This window comes from Pseudomonas sp. NPDC087639, assembly GCF_044743385.1.
Taxonomy (GTDB): domain Bacteria; phylum Pseudomonadota; class Gammaproteobacteria; order Pseudomonadales; family Pseudomonadaceae; genus Aquipseudomonas.
The window spans coordinates 26,055-29,610 of sequence record NZ_JBIUWI010000067.1 but is presented as its reverse complement, the minus strand read 5'-3'; the positions used below and the strand labels follow the sequence as shown (position 1 = coordinate 29,610).

The following is a 3,556-nucleotide window of genomic DNA, read 5'->3' as shown; positions in this document are numbered from 1 at the left end:
GTGACCAGCCATGATGGCCGGTTGTTCTTGCGCAAGGACAATGGCCTGGTGCGTGACGTGTTTCATCAGCGTCACATGCAGCGTCTGGTCGGCCATATGGGTATCGGCCACGTCCGCTACCCGACAGCGGGCAGCTCGACTTCGGCCGAAGCCCAGCCGTTTTACGTCAACTCGCCTTACGGCATCACTCTGGCGCATAACGGTAACCTGACCAACGTTGAGCAGTTGGCCAAAGAAATCTACGAATCCGATCTGCGTCACGTCAACACCAGTTCCGACTCGGAAGTGCTGCTCAACGTGTTCGCTCACGAGCTTGCCCAGCGCGGCAAGCTGCAACCGACCGAAGAAGACGTGTTTGCCGCGGTGACCGACGTGCACAACCGTTGCGTCGGCGGTTACGCGGTAGTAGCGATGATCACCGGTTACGGCATCGTCGGTTTCCGCGACCCGCACGGCATCCGCCCGATCGTGTTCGGCCAGCGTCATACCGACGAAGGCGTCGAGTACATGATCGCCTCGGAAAGCGTTTCGCTGGACGTGCTCGGTTTCACCCTGATTCGCGACCTGGCGCCGGGCGAAGCGGTCTACATCACTGAAGACGGCAAGCTGCACACCCGTCAGTGCGCGACCAACCCGTCCCTGACCCCGTGCATCTTCGAACACGTCTATCTGGCGCGTCCGGACTCGATCATCGACGGTGTGTCGGTTTACAAGGCTCGTCTGCGCATGGGTGAGAAGCTTGCCGAGAAGATCCTTCGCGAGCGTCCTGAGCACGACATCGACGTGGTCATCCCGATTCCGGACACCAGCCGCACCGCAGCGCTGGAGCTGGCCAATCATCTGGGCGTGAAATTCCGCGAAGGTTTCGTCAAGAACCGTTACATCGGCCGTACCTTCATCATGCCGGGCCAGGCTGCCCGCAAGAAATCGGTACGCCAGAAGCTCAACGCCATCGAACTGGAATTCCGCGGCAAGAACGTGATGCTGGTGGATGACTCCATCGTGCGCGGCACCACGTGCAAGCAGATCATTCAGATGGCCCGCGAAGCCGGCGCGAAAAACGTCTACTTCTGCTCGGCTGCTCCGGCAGTGCGCTTCCCGAACGTCTACGGCATCGACATGCCGAGCGCTCACGAGCTGATCGCCCACAACCGTTCGACTCAGGACGTGGCTGATCTGATCGGCGCAGACTGGCTGATCTATCAGGACTTGCCTGACTTGATCGAAGCGGTCGGTGGCGGCAAGATCAAGATCGAGAACTTCGATTGCGCGGTGTTCGACGGCAAGTACGTCACCGGCGACGTCGACGAGGCTTATCTGGACAAGATCGAACAGGCACGCAACGATGCCTCGAAGGTCAAGACCCAGGCGGTCAGTGCGATCATCGATCTGTACAACAACTGAGTTTCTACCGGCCCTGAGGGGCCGGTTTTGTATCTGGCAAAAGACTTTTATTTATTTAGAACAGGGCGAGGAGTGACAGCATGAGTCAGGAATGGGATGCCGGTCGGCTGGACAGCGATCTCGAAGGCGTAGCGTTCGATACCCTGGCCGTACGTGCCGGTCAGCACCGTACGCCGGAAGGCGAGCACGGTGATCCGATGTTCTTCACCTCCAGCTATGTGTTCCGCACCGCTGCTGACGCGGCCGCGCGGTTTGCCGGGGAAGTGCCGGGCAACGTTTACTCGCGTTACACCAATCCGACCGTGCGCGCGTTCGAAGAGCGCATTGCCGCGCTGGAAAGTGCCGAGCAGGCAGTTGCGACTGCGACCGGTATGGCCGCGATAATGGCTGTGGTCATGAGCCTGTGCAGTGCCGGCGATCACGTGCTGGTATCGCGCAGCGTGTTCGGTTCGACGATCAGTCTGTTCGAGAAGTACTTCAAGCGTTTCGGCGTGGAAGTCGATTACGTACCGTTGGCCGAGCTGTCGGCCTGGGATGCGGCGATCAAGTCCAACACAAAATTGCTCTTTGTCGAGTCGCCGTCCAATCCGCTGGCTGAGCTGGTGGACATCGCTGCGCTGGCGCAAATCGCTCACGCCAAAGGCGCAATGCTGGTGGTCGACAACTGCTTCTGCACGCCTGCGTTGCAGCAGCCGCTGAAGCTCGGCGCCGATATCGTCGTGCATTCTGCGACCAAGTTCATCGACGGCCAGGGCCGTTGCATGGGCGGCGTGGTTGCCGGTCGCGGCGAGCAGATGAAAGAGGTTGTCGGCTTCCTGCGTACCGCCGGGCCGACCCTGAGTCCGTTCAATGCGTGGATCTTCCTCAAAGGTCTGGAAACCTTGAACCTGCGGATGAAGGCCCACTGTGCCAATGCCCAGCAACTGGCCGAATGGCTGGAGCAGCAGGATGGCATCGAGAAAGTCCATTACGCCGGTCTCAAGAGTCATCCGCAGCATGAGCTGGCGCAGCGTCAGCAGAAGGGCTTCGGTGCAGTGGTGAGTTTTGAGGTCAAGGGCGGCAAAGAGGGCGCGTGGCGCTTTATCGATGCGACGCGGTTGATTTCGATCACCGCCAACCTCGGCGACAGCAAAACCACCATCACCCACCCGAGCACCACGTCCCACGGTCGTCTGGCGCCGCAGGAGCGTGAAGCGGCGGGCATTCGTGACAGTCTGATTCGCGTTGCGGTCGGTCTGGAAGACGTGGCTGATCTGCAAGCCGATCTGGCGCGCGGTCTGGCGGCGTTGTGATCGAGTTGTCCACTCCGAAAGCCGCCACCCATGGCCGCGTTGCGCTGGTCACGGGGGCTGCGCGCGGCATCGGTCTTGGTATCGCGGCATGGCTGATCAGTGAAGGCTGGCAAGTGGTGCTGACTGACCTGGATCGTGCGCGTGGTTCGAAAGTGGCGAAAGTGCTGGGCGAAAACGCCTGGTTCATTGCCATGGACGTTGCCGATGAAAGTCAGGTGGCTCTCGGTGTGGCCGAAGTGCTGGGGCAGTTTGGCCGTCTCGATGCGCTGGTGTGCAACGCGGCGGTGGCCGATCCGCACAACATCACCCTGGAAAGCCTTGATCTGGCTTACTGGAACCGGGTGTTGGCGGTGAATCTCAGTGGGCCGATGCTGTTGGCCAAGCACTGCGCGCCGTATCTGCGGGCGCATAATGGCTCGATCGTCAATCTGGCATCGACGCGTGCCGGGCAGTCTGAGCCGGATACTGAGGCCTATGCAGCGAGCAAGGGTGGATTGCTGGCACTGACGCATGCGTTGGCCATCAGCCTTGGGCCGGAGATTCGCGTCAATGCGGTCAGCCCGGGCTGGATCGATGCGCGGGATCCGTCTGCGCGTCGGGCTGAGCCCCTGGCTGATGCCGATCATGCCCAGCATCCGGCGGGCAGGGTAGGGACGGTCGAGGATGTGGCGGCGATGGTTGCCTGGCTGCTATCGCGCAATGCCGGGTTTGTTACCGGGCAGGAATTTGTGGTCGATGGCGGTATGACCAAGAAGATGATCTATACGGAATGACTCTATTTCGTCTTTTTTAGAAAAACTTCAATCCTGCTATTGACTTAGGTTCGCTACCTGCGTAAATTTCGCGGCCTCGGAGATGCA

At 60.3% G+C, this 3,556-nt stretch carries 3 protein-coding genes; all 3 read left to right on the top strand.

Features of this window, described 5'->3' with window-relative positions:
* On the top strand, positions 1 to 1,404 hold a 1,404-nt coding region (gene purF, locus ACIOVB_RS22620), incomplete at its 5' end, for an amidophosphoribosyltransferase (protein ID WP_401271561.1).
* An 80-nt stretch (positions 1,405 to 1,484) separates the two neighbouring features.
* Positions 1,485 to 2,696: an O-succinylhomoserine sulfhydrylase gene (locus ACIOVB_RS22615; protein ID WP_401271558.1), complete on the top strand. Its 1,212-nt coding sequence runs from the start codon at positions 1,485 to 1,487 to the stop codon at positions 2,694 to 2,696.
* Positions 2,693 to 3,469, top strand: a complete 777-nt coding sequence (locus ACIOVB_RS22610) for an SDR family oxidoreductase (RefSeq protein ID WP_401271556.1) — start codon at positions 2,693 to 2,695, stop codon at positions 3,467 to 3,469. Before ACIOVB_RS22615 ends, ACIOVB_RS22610 begins: the two co-directional genes overlap by 4 nt.
* The last annotated feature ends 87 nt before the right edge of the window (positions 3,470 to 3,556 follow it).